Raw genomic sequence first — 18,310 nt, forward strand, 5'->3', positions numbered from 1 at the left:
TCCGCGAAGATCAAACCACAGCCTTCTCCAACATTCCCCCGAACGCATCGGCGGACAAAGGCATCGCCAGCAAGAACCCCTGCATTTCATCGCACATCATGTCTTGCAGGCGATCGAGCTGCGACCCGGTTTCGACGCCTTCCGCGACCACATCCATATCGAGCGAATGCGCGAGCGCGATAATCGCCGATACGATCGCGCGCCCCTCGTGACCATTTTCATCCAGTCCATTCGTAAAGAACCGGTCGATCTTCAACTGCTTCGCCCTGAATCGCTGCAAATACGCGAGACTCGAGTATCCCGTGCCGAAATCGTCGATGGCGATTTCAAAACCGTTCTCCTGAAACGCGCGAATCATTTCGATGGTGCGCGGCGCGTCCTGCATCGCCACCGTCTCGGTGATCTCGAACATGATCTGATCGCTCGCGACGCCCTGCTCGCGCACGATCTGCATGATGTTCGCGACGAGGTCCGCCTCGTGCATCTGCCGCGGCGACAGGTTGATGGCCACCTTCACCGGAGGATGCCCGTCCGCGAGCCAGCGCGACAGATGCCGGCAAGTCTCGCTCACGACCCAGTAACCGATCTGCACGATCTGCCCGGAACGCTCCGCGATCGGGATGAATTCGAGCGGCGTCAGCGTGCCGATCTGCGGATGATCCAGCCGGATCAACGCCTCCGCGCCCGCCAGCTCGCCGCTCCTGCCGCGAAACTTCGGCTGAAACAGGAGATAGAAATGACCGCCGTTCAGCGCCTCGTGCAACGCCTGCTGGATCTGCAACGTACGCACCGCCGCCTCGTTCATGCTCGCTTCGAAAAAGCGATACGTGCTGCGCCCGCCGCGCTTCGCCTCGTACATCGCGATGTCCGCGTGCTTGAGCAGCGACTCGACACTCTCGCCGTCCTGCGGAAAGAGCGCAATGCCGATGCTCGGCATCACCTGCAACGGATGATTCCCGACGACGAGGCCCTTCTTCATCGTATCGAGGATGCGCTCGGCCATCTTCCCGGCATCGGTCGGCGCATGCAGGTTTTCGAGCATCACGACGAACTCGTCGCCGCCCAGACGCGCCACCGTATCGCCGCCGCGCACGCAATCCTGCAGACGTCGCGCGAACGCCTTCAGCACTTCGTCGCCAACCGTGTGGCCGAGCGAATCGTTGATCGTCTTGAAACCGTCGAGGTCCATGAAAAGAATCGCGAAGTGGCTGCCGCTGTACTTCGCGCTTCTGATCGCCCGGTCGATGCGCTCGTTCATCGTGCGGCGATTCGGCAAGTCCGTGAGCGTATCGAAGGTCGCCATGCGCACGATCTGGCCGTTCAGACGCGACACCGACCCGACGAGCAGCGCCGTGCGCGCATCGAACCGCGACAGCACGAGCGTAATGATGAGAATCGCCAGCGTGAAAAGCACGACGGTCGTCGCGAGCCAGCGCGCATCGACGTCGTTGGCCGCGCCGCAAATCGAGCCCGGCAGGAACTCCGCCGCCGCGTTGCCCGTGTAGTGCATGCCGGTGATCGCAAGTCCCATCACGAGCGCCGAGCCCACGCGCTTCGCGAGCACGTTCGTCTGGTTCGCATCGGAGAGCGTGTGCGCGATCCACAGCGCCGCGCCCGACGCCACCACTGCAATCACGATCGACGCCGCGAACAGACGCGGATCGTAGGTGATCGCCGGCCGCATGCGCATCGCGGCGTCGCCCGTGTAATGCATCGCGGCGATGCCCGCGCCCATCAGCAGGCTGCTCACGACGAGGCGCTTTGCCGTGAGTTGTCTGCTCGTGATGACGAGCAGCGCGAAGAACGACACGAGCACCGCGATGCCGAGCGATCCGGCGGTGATCCTGAAGTCGTAGCCGAGCGGAATCGGCAGTTCGAAAGCGAGCACGCCGATGAAATGCATCGACCAGATGCCGATCCCCATCGACGCTGCGCCGCCCGCGATCCATACATGGCGCATCCGCGAACGCGCAAGCGACGCGATGCGGCCTGAAATATCGAGCGCGGTATAGGAAGCCAGTGTCGCGACTACCAGCGATGCCGCGACCAGCCAGAGGTTATAGGTGCCGTGCATGTTTGCCAGTAGACCCGGGAAGACTCGTTTGCGTGAGCGTCTTATCGGCTGACATGTGGCGATCTTTAGCTTCCGAACGTGAAATAGTCGCAACGCGTCGCGCGCAAACGTCAGAGCTGCGAATCGAGCAGCGCGACCACGCGGTCGATCAGCTTTTCGCGCAGCGGACGGCGGCGCCAGTCGTCGAGCGTGATGCGTTTCGCATGGGCGACGTCGTCGTCGAAAATGGCCGTCTGCTGCCGCGCGAAGTCGCGATCGTAGATGTTCAGATTCGCTTCGTCGTTCAGCTTGAACGAGCGGCTGTCGAAATTGGTCGAGCCGACCGACACCAGATATTCGTCGACGACGATCAGCTTGCAGTGAAACATGGTCGGCTGATATTCGAACATTTCGACGCCCGCCGCGAGCAGGTCGCCCCAGCACGCGCGCGACGCCTCGCGCACCGTATGCGTGTCGATGCGCTTGCCCGGCGTGATAATGCGCACGCGCACGCCGCGTTTCGCCGCTTCGACGATCGCGTTGATCGTCAGCTTGTCCGGCACGAAATAGGCGCTCGACAAGTGGATGGCGCGCGTCGCGGCGGTGATTGCGAGCAGATACATGAGCTGCATGTCGTCGCTGCCGCCGGATGGCGAACTGCTGAACATGTGCGCGCAGCCGTCGCCCGCGTCTTCGATGTCCGGAAAATAGCGCGGCCCGTGCAGCACGTTCCCCGTCGTCTTGATCCAGTTGTCCATGAACACGGCCTGCATCTGGCCGACCGCCGGACCTTCCACGCGAAAATGCGTGTCGCGCCAGTGTTTTTCGTCCTGCGCGTGTCCGGTCCATTCCTCGGCGATGCCCACGCCGCCCGTGAAACCGATGCGCCCGTCGATCACGAGCAGCTTGCGGTGCGTGCGGTCGTTCATGCGCCCGAGCCCGGTCCAGTGCGGCTTGTGATACTGGATGACCTCCGCGCCCGCGTCGCGCAACATGCGCAGATAGCGCTTGTCCATCTTCGACGAGCCGACCCAGTCGAGCAGCACATGCACAGCGATTCCCTCGCGGGCTTTATCGGACAACGCCTGCGCGATGTCCTCGCCGATCGCGCCCGACCAGTAGATGAACGTCTCGAAGGTGATCGTCGCGCGCGCGGAGCGGATGCCTTCGAGCATCGACGGAAAGATCTCGTCGCCGTTCACGAGCACCTCGAAGCGGTTGCCGCCGATGACGGGCGGTCCGAGCAGCAGGCCCATCGAGCGGAGAAACTGCGGATCGTCGCTGGCGTACAACCGTTCGATCTTGTGCTCGATCTTCTTCTCGCCGCTCGTCAGATTTGCAATCACCAGCACGATGACGAGCGTCACCACAACGGTCAGGACAATCAGGGCAATCGTTGGCATGCGCGGACCTCACGAAGCGAACATTCGTCCGGAATCATAGTGCAAGCAGGTTCCGGACCGCGCATGTCCGTTCCTCGCTCAGCTTTTTGCCGGCATCCAGCCCTGCGTCTGGCCGACTTTGGCGATCTGCCTGGCGATCGTGTCGCCGAGGCGCTTTTCGTCCGACGACACATCCGCGTGCTTCTTCTCCGATACCGCGTGCAGCCCCCCCGACACCGCGAGCGAGCTTGCCACATGCCCCGCCGCGGCCCCGACGCCCGCCATTTCCGCGACGCCTGGCGCGTGGCCGCTGTCCGCTTTGGCGTCGAACTGTTCGAGCAGTTGCGGCGCGCCGTTCGCGGGCTTGAAGACGAGTTGCACCGTCGCGCCGACCTTGCTTTCGCCCGCACCGAGTCCGATCATCACGCGGCGGCGGCGATTGCCCGCGTCGATCGTATTGATGCTGCCCTCGACGACTAGAACGCTCTGATTCTGCGGCGGCGGCGCGTCGGTGCGAATCGCGGGCAGGCCCATCGACTGGAGCTTCGCGACGATTTCATTGGCGACTTCCTCGCGCGCCGCAATGGCGTCCTGCGCCTGCTTCTGCGCCGTGGAATCGCCGGACATCGCCGAGCCGATCTTCGAGATCAGGCCGTGGTCGTCGAGCTTGACGTCGCTGGCATCGCTCGCGAACGTGTAGACGTAGATCGTGTCAGGGCGAACGGCGGCCGCGGCGGTCTGCGCGTATTGAGCGTTTTGATCATATTGACTCGAAGCCTGCGCCGGATTGCTGGCGCATCCCGCGAGGATCGCCGTACCGACGACGAAGCCCGCCAGCGCCGCACCGCGCACCTTCTTGAAAACCGTATTGAGCGACGAGAATCTGATCGAGTTGGACATGGTGCACCTTTCGTATATGGGTTCGTGGATGCGTGACACGGCTCTCGTTTCTCGCTGCTGCATGTGCGTCGTTTCACGCTGGACGCAACTATGGACGATGACCGCGGCGAAGGCCATCGAGCATTTATGTCGCGGCGTTTCATGGGCGGCGCAGGCTCGCCGGGCGCGGCTTCAGCGCGCAACGGCACTTGTGGTTAACATCGCCGGAGCGCGTCGCAAAGCAGCATCGGCGCTCATCACAAACCCGTTCGAAGGAGCAGACATGGATCTCAAGATCGGCAACAAGCTCGCGCTGGTATCCGGATCGACCAAGGGCATCGGTCATGCCATCGCGGTCGCGCTCGCGCGCGAAGGCGCACGCGTGATCGTTAACGGCCGTTCCCAGGCGTCGGTCGATGCGGCGCTCGCGAAGCTGCGCGAACTCGTGCCGGATGCGCAGGCCGAAGGCTTCGCCGGCGACATCGCGGACGCAGCTCAGGTCGATGCACTCGTCAAGCGTTTTCCGCACGTCGACATTCTCGTCAACAACATGGGCATCTTCGATCCGAAAGCGTTCGAAGACATCCCCGACGAGGAATGGCTGCGCTTTTTCAGCACCAACGTGATGTCGGGCGTGCGGCTGTCGCGCGCGTATCTGCCGAAGATGAAGGAGAAGAACTGGGGCCGCGTCGTGTTCATCAGCAGCGAGAGCGGTATCCAGATTCCCGTCGAGATGATTCATTACGGTGTGACGAAGTCCGCACAGATCTCGCTCGCGCGCGGTCTCGCGGAAACCTGCGCGGGCACGGGCGTCACGGTCAATTCGGTGTTGCCGGGGCCGACGAGTTCGGAAGGCGTCACGGAGTTCGTCGAAAAGCTGTCGGGCGGCAAGAGTTTCGGCGAATTCGAGAAGCAATTTTTCGAGGAAGCGCGGCCGACCTCGATTCTCAAGCGCTTCATCACGCCCGAGGAAATCGGCAACATGGTGGCGTACGTGTGCTCGGAGCTTTCATCGGCGACGAACGGCGCGGCCCTGCGCGCGGATGGCGGTGTCGTGCGCGCAGCGTTCTGAGCACCGCTACGTCTTCAGCGACGAGGCCAGTTCCAGCGCCGCGACGATGTCCGCGACGGTTTTCTCGCGCGCAGCTTCGTCGTTCTGGCGCAGCGCATACGACGGGTGATACGTCGCGACGACCAGCTTGTCCCGATACGGCACCACGCGCCCGACATGCGCCGAAAGCGTCGCGCGCCGGCCGAAGAGCGCGGCCAGCGCCGTCGCGCCGAGCGTGACGATCACGCGCGCGCCGACATCGTGCAGTTCCTGCTCGAGCCAGTACGAACACGCTTCGACCTCCTGCTGCGCGGGCGTCTTGTGCAGACGCCGCTTGCCGCGCGGCTCCCATTTGAAATGCTTCACCGCGTTGGTCAGATAAACCTGCTCGCGCGCCACGCCGGCGCGTTGCATCGCGTCCTGAAGCAGTTGTCCCGCCGGTCCGACGAACGGCTCACCCTTCAAATCCTCCTGATCGCCCGGCTGTTCGCCGAGCAGCATGATGCGCGCATCGGACGGACCGGCGCCGTGCACCGCCTGCGTCGCGTGCCGCCACAGATCGCAGCGGCGGCAGGTGTCGAGCGATGTGGGCGCATCGCGTTCGGGCTGGGCGTCGTGGGCATCGACCTGCACCGCCTTGCCGCCGAGCGCGCCGACGCTTTGTGCCTGCGCGACGCGCCGCGCGCCGCCCCGCGCATCGCTCACGAGCTTCGGAATCAGCGCGCCTTCCGGCAGACCTTTCCAGAAACGCACCGGCATATGTTGTTCGAGCGCGGATTCGTTCAGGCGCGCCGGATTGAAGATGCTGCGGTAATAGGTCATCCAGAGCGCTTCGGCGGCATCGGGCACGTCGGTCGCATGTTCCGATGCAAGCGCGCGGCGGCGCTCGAGGCGCAGATGCTCGCCGTCGAACATCGCTGCGCCGTCGGGCGTCGCGATGAGCCAGGTCGAGCGTCCCATGCGCGCCGCGAAATGCTCCGCGCCCCAGGCGAGCACGTCGTGATCCGGCTCGTACCACGCGACGTATTCGGGCGCGCCGAGCGACGCGTCGCGCTGCCGGAAACGCACGTACGCGATCATGTCGTGCTGCGCGCGGCGCACGGACTTCGCCATCTTGTAGAGACGCGCGCCGTCTTCATCGGCGGGCGATGCAACCGCGCGGTCGCCTTGCGCCCAACGCCACAGCACGCGATAGAGAAAGCTCCAGCGCCGCGGATCGCGAAAGTGCGCGGCGTCTTTCAGCAGCGTGGCGAGTTCGCGCGACACGCGAATCTGCGGCGCATCTGCCGCTTGTTTCTCCGAGGGCGCCGCTTCGTTGAACAGCCCCGGCTCCGCTTGCGCCGCCGTGCGCCAGTCGACCGATTCGGGCGCGAGCTTTTGCGCGAGCGCGTCGAGCGCGGCTGCGCGCCACGCATCGAATTCGTCGTCGATGACGATGACGCGCATCGATCAGATCAGCGAAAGCTGCACCGGACCCGTGGCGAGCGCGCGCCGCAGGCTGTCCGACGGCGCTTCCGCGAGCGGCGGCCGATAATCCGCCGTGACGACGAATGGCTTCACCTTGTCCATGCCGCAGCGCAGCCGCACGAGGTCTTCGTAACGGATGCGCCGCGCGCGCCGCAACTCGACGATGCGCTTCGCATTGCGCATGCCGATGCCCGGCACGCGGGCGATCATGCGCGCCGGCGCGACGTTCAGGTCGACCGGAAAGCGTTCGCGATGCGCGAGCGCCCATGCGAGTTTCGGATCGACATCGAGCGGCAGATTGCCGGCGTCGCCCAGCAGTTCGGCGGCGGCGAAACCGTAACCCCGCATCAGAAAATCCGCCTGATACAGCCGATGCTCGCGCAACAGCGGTGGCGCTTTCGACGGCACGCCCGAAGGACTATCGGGGATCGGACTGAACGCCGAGTAGTAGACGCGCTTCAACTGGTAAGAGCCGTAAAGCGTTTCGGCGGTGCCAAGGATCGTGCGATCGTCGGTTTCGTCGGCGCCGACGATCATCTGCGTGCTCTGCCCCGCCGGCGCGAACTTCGGCGCGCGCGGCTCCGCCTGCGACTCCTCGCGTGCGACGCGGATATTGCCCATCGCCAGCTTGATCGTGCGGCCGCTTTTCTCCGGCGCGAGCCGTTCGAGACTGATTTCCGTCGGCAGTTCGATGTTCACGCTCAGGCGATCCGCGTAGCGTCCAGCTTGCGCGATGATCTCGGGGTCGGCATCGGGGATCGTCTTCAGATGGATATAGCCGCGAAACCGATGCTTCTCGCGCAACGTCTTCGCGACGAGCGCAAGTTGCTCCATCGTGTAGTTCGATGAACGAATCACGCCGGAGCTGAGAAACAGACCGTCGATGTAATTGCGGCGATAAAAATCCAGCGTCAGGTTGACGACTTCCTCCGGCGTGAAGCGCGCGCGCGGCACGTTGCTCGACCTGCGATTGATGCAGTAGCGGCAGTCGTAGAGACAAAAGTTCGTCAGCAGAATTTTGAGCAGCGAGACGCAGCGCCCGTCGGGCGTGAAGCTATGGCAGATGCCTGAACCGGTACTCGCGCCGAGGCCGTCGATACCGCGCGACTCGCGCTTGGGCGCGCCGCCGCTCGCACAGGACGCGTCGTACTTGGCGGCGTCGGCGAGAATTTCGAGCTTTTCGGAGAGATCCATCTTGAGTATGATACTGTATGTTTATACAGTACGTCACAAAGGCATTGGAGTCAAACGCAAAAACCTTTGCGCACGCTTCGCGCCTGCCCTCGAACGCTCACACGGAGCCCTTTATGCGATTCGACTACAAGACGTTTCACATCGATTGCACCGCGCATCACGATGAGGACGGCAGCTACTACGCGCACGCCCGCATTACGCGTTCGCCGGCAGAACATACGGCGCACGTGGAAGTCTTCGAATCCGGCGAGCTGGATGCGTTCACGAGCGAATCAGACGCCGTGCATTGCGCGAGAGCGTGGGCTATCGAATGGTGTGACGAGGCGCTTGCATAACCACGTCTTCTCCCGGCACGGCGATTGCGCTTGACGAAGTGCGACGCCGCCGCTTCCTGCAAGGCGGCGCGCATCAAGATTATCGATCAACGGGAGGACACCATGAAGAGCGCAAAGAGAGGTCTGCTTGTTTCGGCCATGATTCTGAGTCTGTCGGGTGCGGCGTTCGCGCAGGGCGCGGGCGGCGGTGCCGGCGGCGGCACGGCGGGCGGGAACGGCGCCGGACAAGGCGGCACCGGCATGGGCACGCCGAATAGCAATGGCGTGACGGGTTCGACGTCGGGCGCATCGGGCTCGAATACGATGGGCTCGTCGCAAGGCAGCAGCAAGATGCACAAGAACAAGAAGAGCAGTTCCGGTTCGGGCATGTCGAACGGCGGCGCTTCGAACTCGAACTAAGCGTATTGCTCCAGCTTTTCCAGCGCGCCCGGCTTTTTCGCGAAGCCCGGGCGCGTTTTCAATTGCTCCCCTCCAAAGCATCCCTCCGACATAGGGATTTTTCCCGCTCCCGCATCGCCGTAACTTAGTCGCTGAGCGACGTGTGAATCATGCGCGCTCGATCACCTGTTCATCGACAAAGCTGCAAGGAGTCCGAGAATCGCGTTCCCGGCTGCTTGTGCATTCGTTTCAAGGAGCTGGAACATGAAGGCAAGGATCAACCGCAAACTTCTCGCGATAATGGCCGCAATTGCGGTCGCGGCCAATTTGGTCGCGATCGGCGTGGCGCAGGCTCAGGGCATGCCCGCCGACGCGCAGCAACTCGTTCAGACGATGCGTCCGATATACATGTCGCTAGACTCGACCGCCGACATGCCCGCGCAAACCGCAGCCGCCCCGCAACAAGCATCCGGCGACGACAGTGCATACGGCGGCATGAAACCCGCCTCCGCGAGCGGACATCGTGACGGCTACAACGACGGCGACAGCGGCTGCAGCGCGGCGAGCTGCAAGACGTTCTTCGGTCAATAAGCGCCGGCGCTATTTTCCACGCGAGTCGTCCAGGCGAACTTCGCGCTGACCGACTCGCCCGGCTCGAGCACCGCGCCGCCCTTCAGCGCGCGGTCGACATCGAGGTTGATCCAGTCCGCCACGTTGCTCACCGGCTCGACGCACAGCAGATCGGGGTGCGACGCCGGCGCGTACACCACCATGTGATGGAACGGCGCATCGGCGCTGAGGGTGATCGCCCGCGCTTCGTCGGGCCATGCGATCGTCGCCGTGCGCGACCAGCCGGCGAAGTTGTTGTCGAGATCGAAGGCATCGGCGGACATGCCTTGTTCCGACGCCATCGCGCCGACGGACGGATGCGGTCCCGCGTGCGTCGGCAGCAGATCGGGCGTGCTATGCCACATCGCCGCGACGCGCGCATGCACGCGCGTGTTGCGCGTGCGCGGATAGTAAGGGTGATGCCCCATGCCAAACGGCATTGGCCGATCGGACAGATTGCGCGCGGACAGCGTGACCGTTAGCGTGCTGGCATCGAGCGCGATGTCCTGCGTCGCCTCGTATGCGAACGGCCAATGCCGCGCGGCATCGCGCGAAGGCTCGTGCAAAAAATGCAAACGCGCGCGCGACTCCGACACGTCGCCCACTCGCCACGGCAGACGCCACGCGTTGCCGTGCAGCGCGTGCGCGAACGCATTGCCATCGCCGGAAAGATCGACGAGCGCGCCGTCGAAGCAAAAGCGCGCATCGCGGACACGGTTGCAATACGGCAAGAGCGGAAAGCTCGCCATGCCGAGCGGATCGCGCGCGGCGAGCGCAGCAGGCGTCGCGGGACGCAGCCAGTCGATCGAGCGGCCGTCGCGTGATTCATCGAAGGCCGCGATCGATCCGCCCACATGCGGCGCGAGCAGCACGCGCCGCGCGCCATGGCGCAGCTCGACGAGCGTGTCCGGCGCGGCGCTCAATATGCGAACTGCCGGTAGCTTTCATCGAAGGTGCGCGGCGTCTTGTCGACGAGTGGATTGAAGCGCAAGAGACGCCGCGCCCGCGCGGGCAAAGCGGCCAACACGTCGCGCGGCACCTGGATCTGCACTTCGGGCCGGAAATACCACGCGCGGCTATAGCCGATCACGACCATCGGCCGCGGCTCATCGATGAGATTCGGCGTGCCGCGATGCAGACCGCGCACGTCGCGAATCATGACGTCGCCGACGCGCATCGGCACGCGCTCCGCCGCGAAGCGCCCTGCTTCCAGACCGGCCAGCGCATCGTCGCGCGACATGCGATGCGTGCCGCGCGTCGTTTCAAGCGGACCGTTGCGGTCATCGACATCGACGAGCGGGAAATTCACCGCGAGCTGGAACGACGGCGTTTCCGGCGCGTCATCGAAAAGCGGCGGCGTGTCGCGATGCCAGTCCTGAAATTCGGACCCGCGCACGGGCGTATCGGTGGCGAGCTGGCACATCACCGGATCCGGTCCGGCCACGCGCTCGACGATGCCGACGATGTCTTCGTCGCAAAAGATCGACGGGTCCGCGAACTCGCCTTCGAACGGCAGCGTGACGTAATAGCGGCCCGGCCCGCGATTGCCGCTCGCCGATGCCTCGCGCGCCGCATCGACGTGCGGTTGCAAAAGCGGCGCGAACGCATCGCGCCAGGCTTCGATCGCCGCGCGCGGGAAGTGCTCGCGCAGCAGCACGAAGCCGTCTCGTTCGAATGCTTCGGCGAGCGCGTCTCGCGTGCTGTCGTCGTACTTGCCCATGCAATGTCTCCTTGTAACGAACCCTTTGATCGAATCCAGAATCGCACGCATGTAATCGGTTCGTCAATTTTATTAGTAATAACTGGTGAAAACCCCGACGCTCAATGACCAATAAATCCGTGCTTTCCGCAGCGTTCATCACTAATATTAGTGGCAGAAATCAGGGACCTGATCCACATAGCGTTCAGCCGCCCAAAGTGACGCGCACCATGAAAAAAACCACTCAACGCCGCCCGACGATGACCGACATCGCGAAGCTCACCGGAGTCTCGCAATCGACGGTTTCGCTCGTGCTGAACAACGCGAGCGGCGCGAAGTTTTCCGACACGACGCGCGACAAGGTGCTGCGCGCCGCGCAGGATCTCGGCTACCGCATGACGCAGCGCGAGCCGGTCGCCGCGCTCGAGAGCCAGAGCGAACGCAATCTCATCGTCTATCTCGCCGATGAGATCTCGACGAGTCCTCATCCGGTCGTGAGCATCGACGGCGCGCGCGATGCCGCGTTCGCCAACGGGCGCATGCTTGCGGTCTATTCGACGCACGGCAACGCCCAGATCGAGGCGCGCGTGCTCGACGCGACGCTCGGCAATCCGAACGTGCTCGGCGTGATCTACGCGACGGTCTATACGCGCCGCGTGACGTTGCCTGCGGCGCTCGCGCGCGTGCCGACCGTGCTGCTCAACTGCTATACGAGCGATGCGAGCGTGTCGTCGGTCGTGCCCGCGGAGGTCGCGGGCGGGCACACGGCGACGGATCATCTGCTGGCAGCGGGCCACAAGCGCATCGGCTATATCAACGGCGAGCCGTGGCAGGACGCGGCGCGCGATCGGCTGAAGGGTTATCGGACCGCGCTCGCGACCGCCGATCTGCCGTACGCGCCGGAACTCGTGCGCGAGGGCGACTGGAGCCCGGACACCGGCTTCGAGCAGACGCTGGCGCTGATGCGCGAGCCGAATCCGCCGACCGCGATCTTCTGCGCCAACGATCTGATGGCGCTCGGCGCGATCGAGGCGCTGAAACAACTCGGCCTGCGCGTGCCGGACGATGTCTCGGTGCTCGGTTACGACGATCAGGAAATCGCGCGCCATACGCATCCGCCGCTGTCGACCGTCGTGCTGCCGAACTACGATCTGGGCCGCTGGGCCGTCGAGACATTGCTTCAAGAAGAAGAGAATCGCGCGGCGGGCGCGCCGGTTCGGCGCCGCACCGTCAAGCTCGACGGACCGTTGATCGAACGCGGTTCCGTAAGGGAAATCACCGAGGCGAAACAGCTCGCAATTAATAATATTAGCGATTGACCGTTAATAAAACGCGATGAAATAATCGCCGAAGTTCGCATCACTCTCGCAGAGGCAGACCGGGCACCACAAGCATCGGCACTACTAGAAAAAGGCAAACCATTCCATGGAGGAAGACATGCTGTCGCTAGAGAAGAAATCGCGCCTGGGCCTGCGCCCGCTCGCTGCCGCACTGACCGCACTGACCGCGCTCACGTTGACTGCCGGCTTCACCGCCGCGCACGCCGCCGACGACGGCCTGCCGAAGATCCCGAACAAGAAACCGCTGAAGGTCGGCTTCGCGCAGACCGAGAGCAACAACCCGTGGCGTCTCGCGGAAACGAAAAGTTTCAAGGACATCGCCGCGAAATGCGGCTGGCAGATGGTCATGACCGACGCCAACAGTTCGGCCGCGAAGCAGGTCTCGGATATTCAGAGCATGATCGCGCAGCACGTCGATCTGCTCGTGTTCCCGCCGCGTGAAGAGAAGCCGCTCGTGCCGGTCGTGATGCAGGCGAAGAAGGCGGGCATTCCGGTGATCCTCGTCGACCGCAACATCGATCAGTCGATGGCGAAGGCGGGCAAGGACTACATCACGTTCATCGGCTCGGACTTCATCGATCAGGGTCAACGCGCCGCCGACTGGCTCGTGAAAGCGACCAACGGGAAGGCCACGATCATCGAACTGGAAGGCTCGACGGGCGCTTCCGCCGCGAACGACCGCAAGAAGGGCTTCGACGATGTCATCGCGAAGAATTCGGGCATGAAGATCGTCGCATCGCAGAGCGGCGATTTCGCACGCGACAAGGGCCGTCAGGTGATGGAAACGCTGCTGCAGGCGCATCCGGATGTGACCGCCGTCTACGCGCACAACGACGAGATGGCGCTCGGCGCGATCGCCGCGATCAAGGCCGCGGGCAAACAGCCGGGCAAGGACATCATCCTCGTGACGATCGACGGCACGAAGGGCGGCCTCGAAGCGATCAAGGCGGGCGAGCTCGGCGCGAGCGTGCAGTCGAGCCCGTTCTTCGGCCCGCTCGCATGCGATGTCGCGCAGAAGTACGCGAAGGGCGAAACGATTCCGCCGTGGGTGAAGGTCTCGGATCGCTTCTACGACAAGAGCAACGTCGACGCGAGCATGCAATACGGGTACTGAGCGAAGCGTGTGTGACTTGCGAGCGCCAGACAAGGCGCTCGCTTTTTCATTTCGACGGACACCACGCATGGCTCAGACTCCCCTTCTCGACATGCAGGACATCGACATCGCGTTCGGCGGTGTCGCCGCGTTGAAGCACGCGCGCCTGACCGTTGCGGCGGGCGAAGTGCACGCGCTGATCGGACAGAACGGCGCGGGCAAATCGACGCTCATCAAGATACTCACGGGCGCGTATCGCAAGAGCGCCGGCACGATTCGCTTCGATGGCCGCGAAGTCGATTTCCGCACGCCGAAGGACGCGCGCGAAGCGGGCATCAGCACGATCTATCAGGAGATCAATCTCGTGCCGTTCCGCTCGGTCGCGGAGAACATTTTCCTGGGACGCGAGCCGCGCCGTTTCGGTCTCATCGACTGGAAGAAGGTTCAGCAACGCGCCGCCGAACTGCTCGAATCATTCGGATTACGAATCGATGTAAAGAAGCCCGTGCGCGAGTTTTCCACCGCGATCCAGCAGATGATCGCGCTCGCGCGGGCGGTTTCGTCGGATGCGAAGCTTGTCATCATGGACGAATCGACGTCCTCGCTCGACGAACGCGAAGTGGAACTGCTCTTCAACGTCGTGCGCCGGTTGCGTGACGATGGCCGCGCGGTGATCTTCGTATCGCATCGGCTCGACGAACTCTATGCGCTGTGCGATCGCGTCACCGTGATGCGCGACGGACAGACGGTCGCCGAAAGCACGATGCACGAGATGGACAAGCTCAAGCTCGTCACGACGATGCTCGGCCGCACGCTCGCCGCCGTCGTGCACGAGGACAGCGCCGTGAAGGAAGCGAATCTCGCGAAGCGCGGGCCGGTGGCGCTATCCGCGCAAGGGCTTGCGGCGGGCGCGAAAGTCACGGACGTATCGCTCGATGTGCATGCGGGCGAAGCCGTCGGTCTCGCGGGCTTGCTCGGCTCGGGACGCACGGAGACGATGCGCCTTCTCTTCGGCGCGGATCGTCCGGCGAAGGGCACGCTCGGCATCAATGGCGAACAGGCCGCGTTCAGATCGCCGAAGGATGCGATCGCGCGCGGTATCGCGTATCTGACGGAAGACCGCAAGGCCGAAGGGATCGTGCCGGAATTGTCCGTGCGCGATAACCTCACGCTCGTCTGCCTGCCCGCGTTGACGAAGCGCGGTGTCGTTGATGTCGCGAAGCAGCGCGAGATCGTCGATGGTTTCATCGAATCGCTCGGCATCAAGCTGCGTTCGCCCGATCAGCCTATACGCGAACTCTCGGGCGGCAATCAACAGAAGGTTTTGCTCGCGCGCTGGCTCGCGACGAACCCTCGCCTTCTCTTGCTCGACGAACCCACACGCGGCATCGATGTCGGCGCGAAAGCCGATGTCGCGAAGATCGTGCGCGAGTTGCGCGACGCGGGGCTTGCGGTGTTGTTGTCGGCGTCCGAACTGGAAGAACTTACGGCGGTCGCCGATCGCGCGGTCGTGATCCGCGATGGCGAGACGGTCGCCCAACTCGACGGCGCGCAGATGACCGAGGCGTCGATCATGGATGCGATCGCGTACGGCGCGGGCGCGGAGTCGACGCTCGCGGAAGCGGTGGAGGAAGCGAAACATGATCGATGACACGCAACGCGCCGCGCCCATCGTGCAGGCGGGCGTGAAGAAGAAGCGCGGCGTCGCGATTCAGCGCGAGGTCGCGGTGCTGCTCGCGATGATCGTGTTCAATCTGATCTTCACGCAGCACTTCCTTTCGTTGCAGACATTCAACGTCAATCTCACGCAGGTCGTGACGATCGTGATCGTCGGCATCGGCATGACGCTCGTCGTCGCGACGGGCGGCATCGATCTGTCGGTGGGTGCGTCGATGGCGATTGCGGGTGCGCTCGCGCCGATGCTCTTCATGAACATCGACGGGCCGCTCGGCATCGTGCTCGCGTTCACGTTGCCGATCATCGCGGCGGCTTTATGCGGCGTCTTCAATGGCTTTCTCGTCACGCGTCTGCATGTGCAGCCGATCGTCGCGACGCTCGTGCTGTTCATCGCGGGGCGCGGCATTGCGCAGGTCGTCACCGATGGCAGTCTGCAGGCGTTCAACAACCCCGCGTTTCAGTGGATCGCGCTCGGCAAGATCGCGGGCGTGCCCTTCCAGATCCTGTTGATGCTCGCGCTCGTCGCGGTGTTCACATGGATCGTGCGCAAGACGCTGTTCGGCAAGTATCTGCTCGTGACGGGCGGCAACGAGGACGCGGCCTATCTTTCAGGCATTCCGACGGCGCGCGTGAAGATGATCGCGTACACCGCATGCGCGGCGCTTGCGGGGCTTGCGGGATTGATATCGATCTCGGTGAATTCGTCGTCGGATGCGAATGTCGTGGGCCTTGGCGTGGAGCTCGATGCGATCGCGGCGGTCGCGGTGGGCGGCACGGCGTTGACGGGCGGCAAGGCGTATATCACCGGCACGCTGATCGGCGCGCTCATCATCCAGTTGCTGCGTTACACGTTGCTCGCGCACGGCATTCCCGATGCCGCCGCGCTCGTGCTCAAGGCCGCGATCATCATTGCCGCGGTGTACGTGCAACGCAAGCGAGGCTGACATCGACATGAAGAAGAATCTGCCCATATTGGTTGCGCTCGTCGCGTTGCTCGTGCTCGGCGTCACGCGCTACGAGCATTTCCTGTCGGCGTATAACGTGACGTCGTTCTGGCGTTACAACTCGATGTTCCTGCTGATATCGATCGGCATGGCGTTCGTCATCATCACGGGCGGCATCGATCTGTCGGTCGGCGCGGTGGCGGCGCTCGCGAGCGTCGTGGCCGCGTTGGCGAGTCCGCATGGCGCGATTGCGGGCGTGCTCGCGGGATCGTTCGCGGGTCTTGCGGTCGGCGTGTTGAACGGGCTCGTCATTACGCATATGCGGATCTTGCCGTTCATCGTCACGCTCGCGACGAGTCTCGGCGCGCACGGGCTTGCGCTGCTGCTCGGTCATAACGATGCGGTGGCGATATCGTCGGATATGCGATTCGCGGCGTTCGGCCAGGGCGATTTTCTGGAGTTGCCGATTCCGGGTATCGTGGGGGCGGCGGCGGCTGTGATCGGATGGATTGCATTGCGCAGCTCGCGGTTTGGGCGGCATGCGTTGGCTATCGGCGGCAGTGAAGAGGCATCGCGATTGATGGGATTGAACGTGGACCGCACGCTGGTTTTCGTTTATGCGGTGAGCGGATTGCTTGCGGGGATCGCGGGCGCGATTTTGGCCGCGCAGTTCGGCGCGGGGCAGCCGAATGAAGGCGTCGGATGGGAGTTGTTTGCGATTTCGGCTGTGGTGCTCGGGGGGACGAGACTGACAGGAGGGGATGGGTCGATTGCGATGACCGTCGCGGGGGTCGCGTTGCTTGGCCTCGTGTTCAATCTTCTCAACTTCGAGAATGGGTTGGGGTTTATTTCGCTCTCAGCTTATTGGCAGTCGGTTATTCGTGGGTTGTTTCTTTTGCTTGTTATTGTTTTGCAGGCGCGGGTTTTGGGGAAGCGGGGTTCTGTTGAGGTGGCGCGGTAGCTTTTTTTGCAGCTTTTTTCTGGCCCGCGGCCACACGCGGTTTGGGTAAATCCCTCGTCGTTGGTGACACTCAAGCGGTCTTTACGTTCTTTTCGCCGGATCCCGTTTTCTCTGTGGTCCATTAGCACTGCCCCTGTGCGGGGCGGCAGTCACTTTCTTTGCTGCTGCAAAGAAAGTAACCAAAGAAAGCAGCTTTTCAACGCCCGCGGTCACACGCAGTTTGGGTAGTTCTCTCGTCCTCCGTGGCACTCGCCTAAAGAGTGCCCTCATAGGCCCAACCTGGCTTGGCTCGCGCACGGTCTGACTAGCTAGTTGCCGGAAGGCGCAGGTTCAGCACGAAAGAGCATCGGCCCAGCGCTACGCGCTGCCGCCGGGTCTGCGAGGGAAACCGTCGGGACGCGTGCGAATGCGCCTGCGCTCGCGCACCCGGTTAACCCATCGGCCGCGAAGCGGGACGGAGCTATATTGCGCTGAACCAGCACCTCAAACCGCCTAACTAGTCAGACCGTGCGCGATCCAAGCCCGGTCATTGCTTCGAGGGCACTCTTTAGGCGAGTGCCACCTCGAACGAGAGAACTACCCAAACTGCGTGTGACCGCGGGCCTGAAAAGCTGCTTTCTTTGCTTACTTTCTTTGCAGCAGCAAAGAAAGTAAGTGCCGCCCCGCACAGGGGCAGTGCTAATAAACCACCAAGAAATCGGGATCCGGCCAACAAAGCTCAAACGAAAGCGCCGGGGCTATAACGCCGATAAAACGTCGCCCTACGACAATCCCTCAACAAGCCGCCCTCAAGGCTCCGGATTAGCAATATCCGCCTCGACGATGCGCTTGCCCAGCGCCTCCGCCGCACGCCGCGCATCCTCGCTCGATTCGAACGGTCCGATAGTCTCGCAGCCATCGAACGGATAAAGCACGCGCTTGTCGCGCTTGCGCACGACCTTCAGCGTGCCGATATGCAGGCCCGTCGCGTTGACCACGTACGATGCGTAGATGTCGAAGCCTTCGAAGGTCCCTGCTTCGGATGTCGGGGTGGTTTTGGGCATCGGTCTGGACATGTTCTTTCGTAGGGCAGGCAGCGTGAGTACGCCATGTGCTTGTGTCGTCATCGACCCAGCAATAAGCGTTCCGAGCGCGCGCACCGCTCGCTGCGGCCCGAGCGCCTTGTCGCTTGGGCGTGTCGCATGCGGTCGTCCTGATGGAAAGACGCTTTCCATGCGAGAATCCAAAATCGCGCACGCGATGAAAACC

17 protein-coding genes are annotated in these 18,310 nt (G+C 63.4%); 9 read left to right on the forward strand and 8 right to left on the reverse strand.

Annotated features, from left to right (window positions below; genetic code table 11):
- Positions 1-10 precede the first annotated feature (10 nt).
- The 3 genes from AWB77_RS06075 to AWB77_RS06085 all read right to left on the reverse strand — a co-directional run bounded on the left by AWB77_RS06075 (position 11) and on the right by AWB77_RS06085 (position 4,335).
- Positions 11-2,074 carry a putative bifunctional diguanylate cyclase/phosphodiesterase gene (locus tag AWB77_RS06075; protein ID WP_061133481.1) on the reverse strand — a complete coding sequence of 688 codons (2,064 nt, stop codon included), beginning with the start codon at positions 2,072-2,074 and terminating at the stop codon, positions 11-13.
- A gap of 110 nt (positions 2,075-2,184) precedes the next feature.
- Positions 2,185-3,456, reverse strand: a complete 1,272-nt coding sequence (cls, locus tag AWB77_RS06080) for a cardiolipin synthase (protein WP_061133482.1) — start codon at positions 3,454-3,456, stop codon at positions 2,185-2,187.
- Positions 3,457-3,534: 78 nt separating this feature from the next.
- Entirely contained in the window at positions 3,535-4,335 is an 801-nt protein-coding gene (locus tag AWB77_RS06085; RefSeq protein ID WP_061133483.1) for a DUF4410 domain-containing protein, read from the reverse strand.
- A 262-nt stretch (positions 4,336-4,597) separates the two neighbouring features.
- Between AWB77_RS06085 and AWB77_RS06090 the strand changes: the two genes are divergently transcribed.
- Complete coding sequence (locus AWB77_RS06090) at positions 4,598-5,386, forward strand: SDR family NAD(P)-dependent oxidoreductase (protein WP_061133484.1); 789 nt, start codon at positions 4,598-4,600, stop codon at positions 5,384-5,386.
- Positions 5,387-5,392: 6 nt separating this feature from the next.
- Here the strand turns inward: AWB77_RS06090 and AWB77_RS06095 are convergent, their stop codons facing one another.
- Positions 5,393-6,811, reverse strand: a complete 1,419-nt coding sequence (locus tag AWB77_RS06095) for a UdgX family uracil-DNA binding protein (RefSeq protein WP_061133485.1) — start codon at positions 6,809-6,811, stop codon at positions 5,393-5,395.
- 3 nt (positions 6,812-6,814) lie between these two features.
- Positions 6,815-8,026: a putative DNA modification/repair radical SAM protein gene (locus tag AWB77_RS06100; RefSeq protein WP_061133486.1), complete on the reverse strand. Its 1,212-nt coding sequence runs from the start codon at positions 8,024-8,026 to the stop codon at positions 6,815-6,817.
- A gap of 113 nt (positions 8,027-8,139) precedes the next feature.
- Here AWB77_RS06100 and AWB77_RS06105 point away from each other — a divergent pair, with 113 nt between their 5' ends.
- The 3 genes from AWB77_RS06105 (at position 8,140) to AWB77_RS06115 (ending at position 9,330) form a co-directional block, all read left to right on the forward strand.
- Complete coding sequence (locus AWB77_RS06105) at positions 8,140-8,361, forward strand: hypothetical protein (protein WP_061133487.1); 222 nt, start codon at positions 8,140-8,142, stop codon at positions 8,359-8,361.
- Positions 8,362-8,463: 102 nt separating this feature from the next.
- On the forward strand, positions 8,464-8,760 hold the full coding sequence (locus tag AWB77_RS06110; protein WP_063936486.1) for a hypothetical protein: 297 nt from the start codon (positions 8,464-8,466) through the stop codon (positions 8,758-8,760).
- 243 nt (positions 8,761-9,003) lie between these two features.
- Positions 9,004-9,330, forward strand: a complete 327-nt coding sequence (locus AWB77_RS06115; RefSeq protein ID WP_061133489.1) for a hypothetical protein — start codon at positions 9,004-9,006, stop codon at positions 9,328-9,330.
- On the opposite strand, the gene AWB77_RS06120 is transcribed toward AWB77_RS06115, so the two are convergent.
- Both AWB77_RS06120 and AWB77_RS06125 read right to left on the reverse strand, forming a co-directional pair.
- Complete coding sequence (locus tag AWB77_RS06120) at positions 9,324-10,271, reverse strand: aldose 1-epimerase (protein ID WP_061133490.1); 948 nt, start codon at positions 10,269-10,271, stop codon at positions 9,324-9,326. The genes AWB77_RS06115 and AWB77_RS06120 overlap by 7 nt on opposite strands.
- Entirely contained in the window at positions 10,268-11,068 is an 801-nt protein-coding gene (locus AWB77_RS06125) for a phytanoyl-CoA dioxygenase family protein (protein WP_061133491.1), read from the reverse strand. The genes AWB77_RS06120 and AWB77_RS06125 overlap by 4 nt, the downstream gene beginning before the upstream one ends.
- Positions 11,069-11,277: 209 nt before the next feature.
- Between AWB77_RS06125 and AWB77_RS06130 the strand changes: the two genes are divergently transcribed.
- The 5 genes from AWB77_RS06130 (at position 11,278) to AWB77_RS06150 (ending at position 17,062) form a co-directional block, all read left to right on the forward strand.
- Positions 11,278-12,366 (forward strand): LacI family DNA-binding transcriptional regulator, encoded by a 1,089-nt coding sequence (locus AWB77_RS06130; RefSeq protein WP_244158449.1) that lies wholly within the window; start codon positions 11,278-11,280, stop codon positions 12,364-12,366.
- 118 nt (positions 12,367-12,484) lie between these two features.
- Complete coding sequence (locus AWB77_RS06135) at positions 12,485-13,501, forward strand: ABC transporter substrate-binding protein (RefSeq protein ID WP_061133694.1); 1,017 nt, start codon at positions 12,485-12,487, stop codon at positions 13,499-13,501.
- A 67-nt stretch (positions 13,502-13,568) separates the two neighbouring features.
- On the forward strand, positions 13,569-15,131 hold the full coding sequence (locus tag AWB77_RS06140; RefSeq protein ID WP_061133493.1) for a sugar ABC transporter ATP-binding protein: 1,563 nt from the start codon (positions 13,569-13,571) through the stop codon (positions 15,129-15,131).
- Complete coding sequence (locus AWB77_RS06145) at positions 15,121-16,101, forward strand: ABC transporter permease (RefSeq protein ID WP_061133494.1); 981 nt, start codon at positions 15,121-15,123, stop codon at positions 16,099-16,101. Before AWB77_RS06140 ends, AWB77_RS06145 begins: the two co-directional genes overlap by 11 nt.
- Positions 16,102-16,108: 7 nt before the next feature.
- On the forward strand, positions 16,109-17,062 hold the full coding sequence (locus AWB77_RS06150) for an ABC transporter permease (protein WP_061133495.1): 954 nt from the start codon (positions 16,109-16,111) through the stop codon (positions 17,060-17,062).
- 788 nt (positions 17,063-17,850) lie between these two features.
- On the opposite strand, the gene AWB77_RS06155 is transcribed toward AWB77_RS06150, so the two are convergent.
- Positions 17,851-18,105, reverse strand: a complete 255-nt coding sequence (locus AWB77_RS06155; protein ID WP_061133496.1) for a DUF6723 family protein — start codon at positions 18,103-18,105, stop codon at positions 17,851-17,853.
- Positions 18,106-18,310 lie beyond the last annotated feature (205 nt).

The organism is Caballeronia fortuita (genome assembly GCF_001544835.2).
In the GTDB taxonomy this organism is placed as follows: domain Bacteria; phylum Pseudomonadota; class Gammaproteobacteria; order Burkholderiales; family Burkholderiaceae; genus Caballeronia; species Caballeronia fortuita.

Bases quoted from the DNA above. Each gene is read 5' to 3' on its own strand.
- AWB77_RS06075 (WP_061133481.1), bottom strand. From the start codon at position 2,074: ATGCACGGCACCTATAACCTCTGGCTGGTCGCGGCATCGCTGGTAGTC.
- cls (WP_061133482.1), bottom strand. From the start codon at position 3,456: ATGCCAACGATTGCCCTGATTGTCCTGACCGTTGTGGTGACGCTCGTC.
- AWB77_RS06085 (WP_061133483.1), bottom strand. From the start codon at position 4,335: ATGTCCAACTCGATCAGATTCTCGTCGCTCAATACGGTTTTCAAGAAG.
- AWB77_RS06090 (WP_061133484.1), top strand. From the start codon at position 4,598: ATGGATCTCAAGATCGGCAACAAGCTCGCGCTGGTATCCGGATCGACC.
- AWB77_RS06095 (WP_061133485.1), bottom strand. From the start codon at position 6,811: ATGCGCGTCATCGTCATCGACGACGAATTCGATGCGTGGCGCGCAGCC.
- AWB77_RS06100 (WP_061133486.1), bottom strand. From the start codon at position 8,026: ATGGATCTCTCCGAAAAGCTCGAAATTCTCGCCGACGCCGCCAAGTAC.
- AWB77_RS06105 (WP_061133487.1), top strand. From the start codon at position 8,140: ATGCGATTCGACTACAAGACGTTTCACATCGATTGCACCGCGCATCAC.
- AWB77_RS06110 (WP_063936486.1), top strand. From the start codon at position 8,464: ATGAAGAGCGCAAAGAGAGGTCTGCTTGTTTCGGCCATGATTCTGAGT.
- AWB77_RS06115 (WP_061133489.1), top strand. From the start codon at position 9,004: ATGAAGGCAAGGATCAACCGCAAACTTCTCGCGATAATGGCCGCAATT.
- AWB77_RS06125 (WP_061133491.1), bottom strand. From the start codon at position 11,068: ATGGGCAAGTACGACGACAGCACGCGAGACGCGCTCGCCGAAGCATTC.
- AWB77_RS06130 (WP_244158449.1), top strand. From the start codon at position 11,278: ATGAAAAAAACCACTCAACGCCGCCCGACGATGACCGACATCGCGAAG.
- AWB77_RS06135 (WP_061133694.1), top strand. From the start codon at position 12,485: ATGCTGTCGCTAGAGAAGAAATCGCGCCTGGGCCTGCGCCCGCTCGCT.
- AWB77_RS06140 (WP_061133493.1), top strand. From the start codon at position 13,569: ATGGCTCAGACTCCCCTTCTCGACATGCAGGACATCGACATCGCGTTC.
- AWB77_RS06145 (WP_061133494.1), top strand. From the start codon at position 15,121: ATGATCGATGACACGCAACGCGCCGCGCCCATCGTGCAGGCGGGCGTG.
- AWB77_RS06150 (WP_061133495.1), top strand. From the start codon at position 16,109: ATGAAGAAGAATCTGCCCATATTGGTTGCGCTCGTCGCGTTGCTCGTG.
- AWB77_RS06155 (WP_061133496.1), bottom strand. From the start codon at position 18,105: ATGCCCAAAACCACCCCGACATCCGAAGCAGGGACCTTCGAAGGCTTC.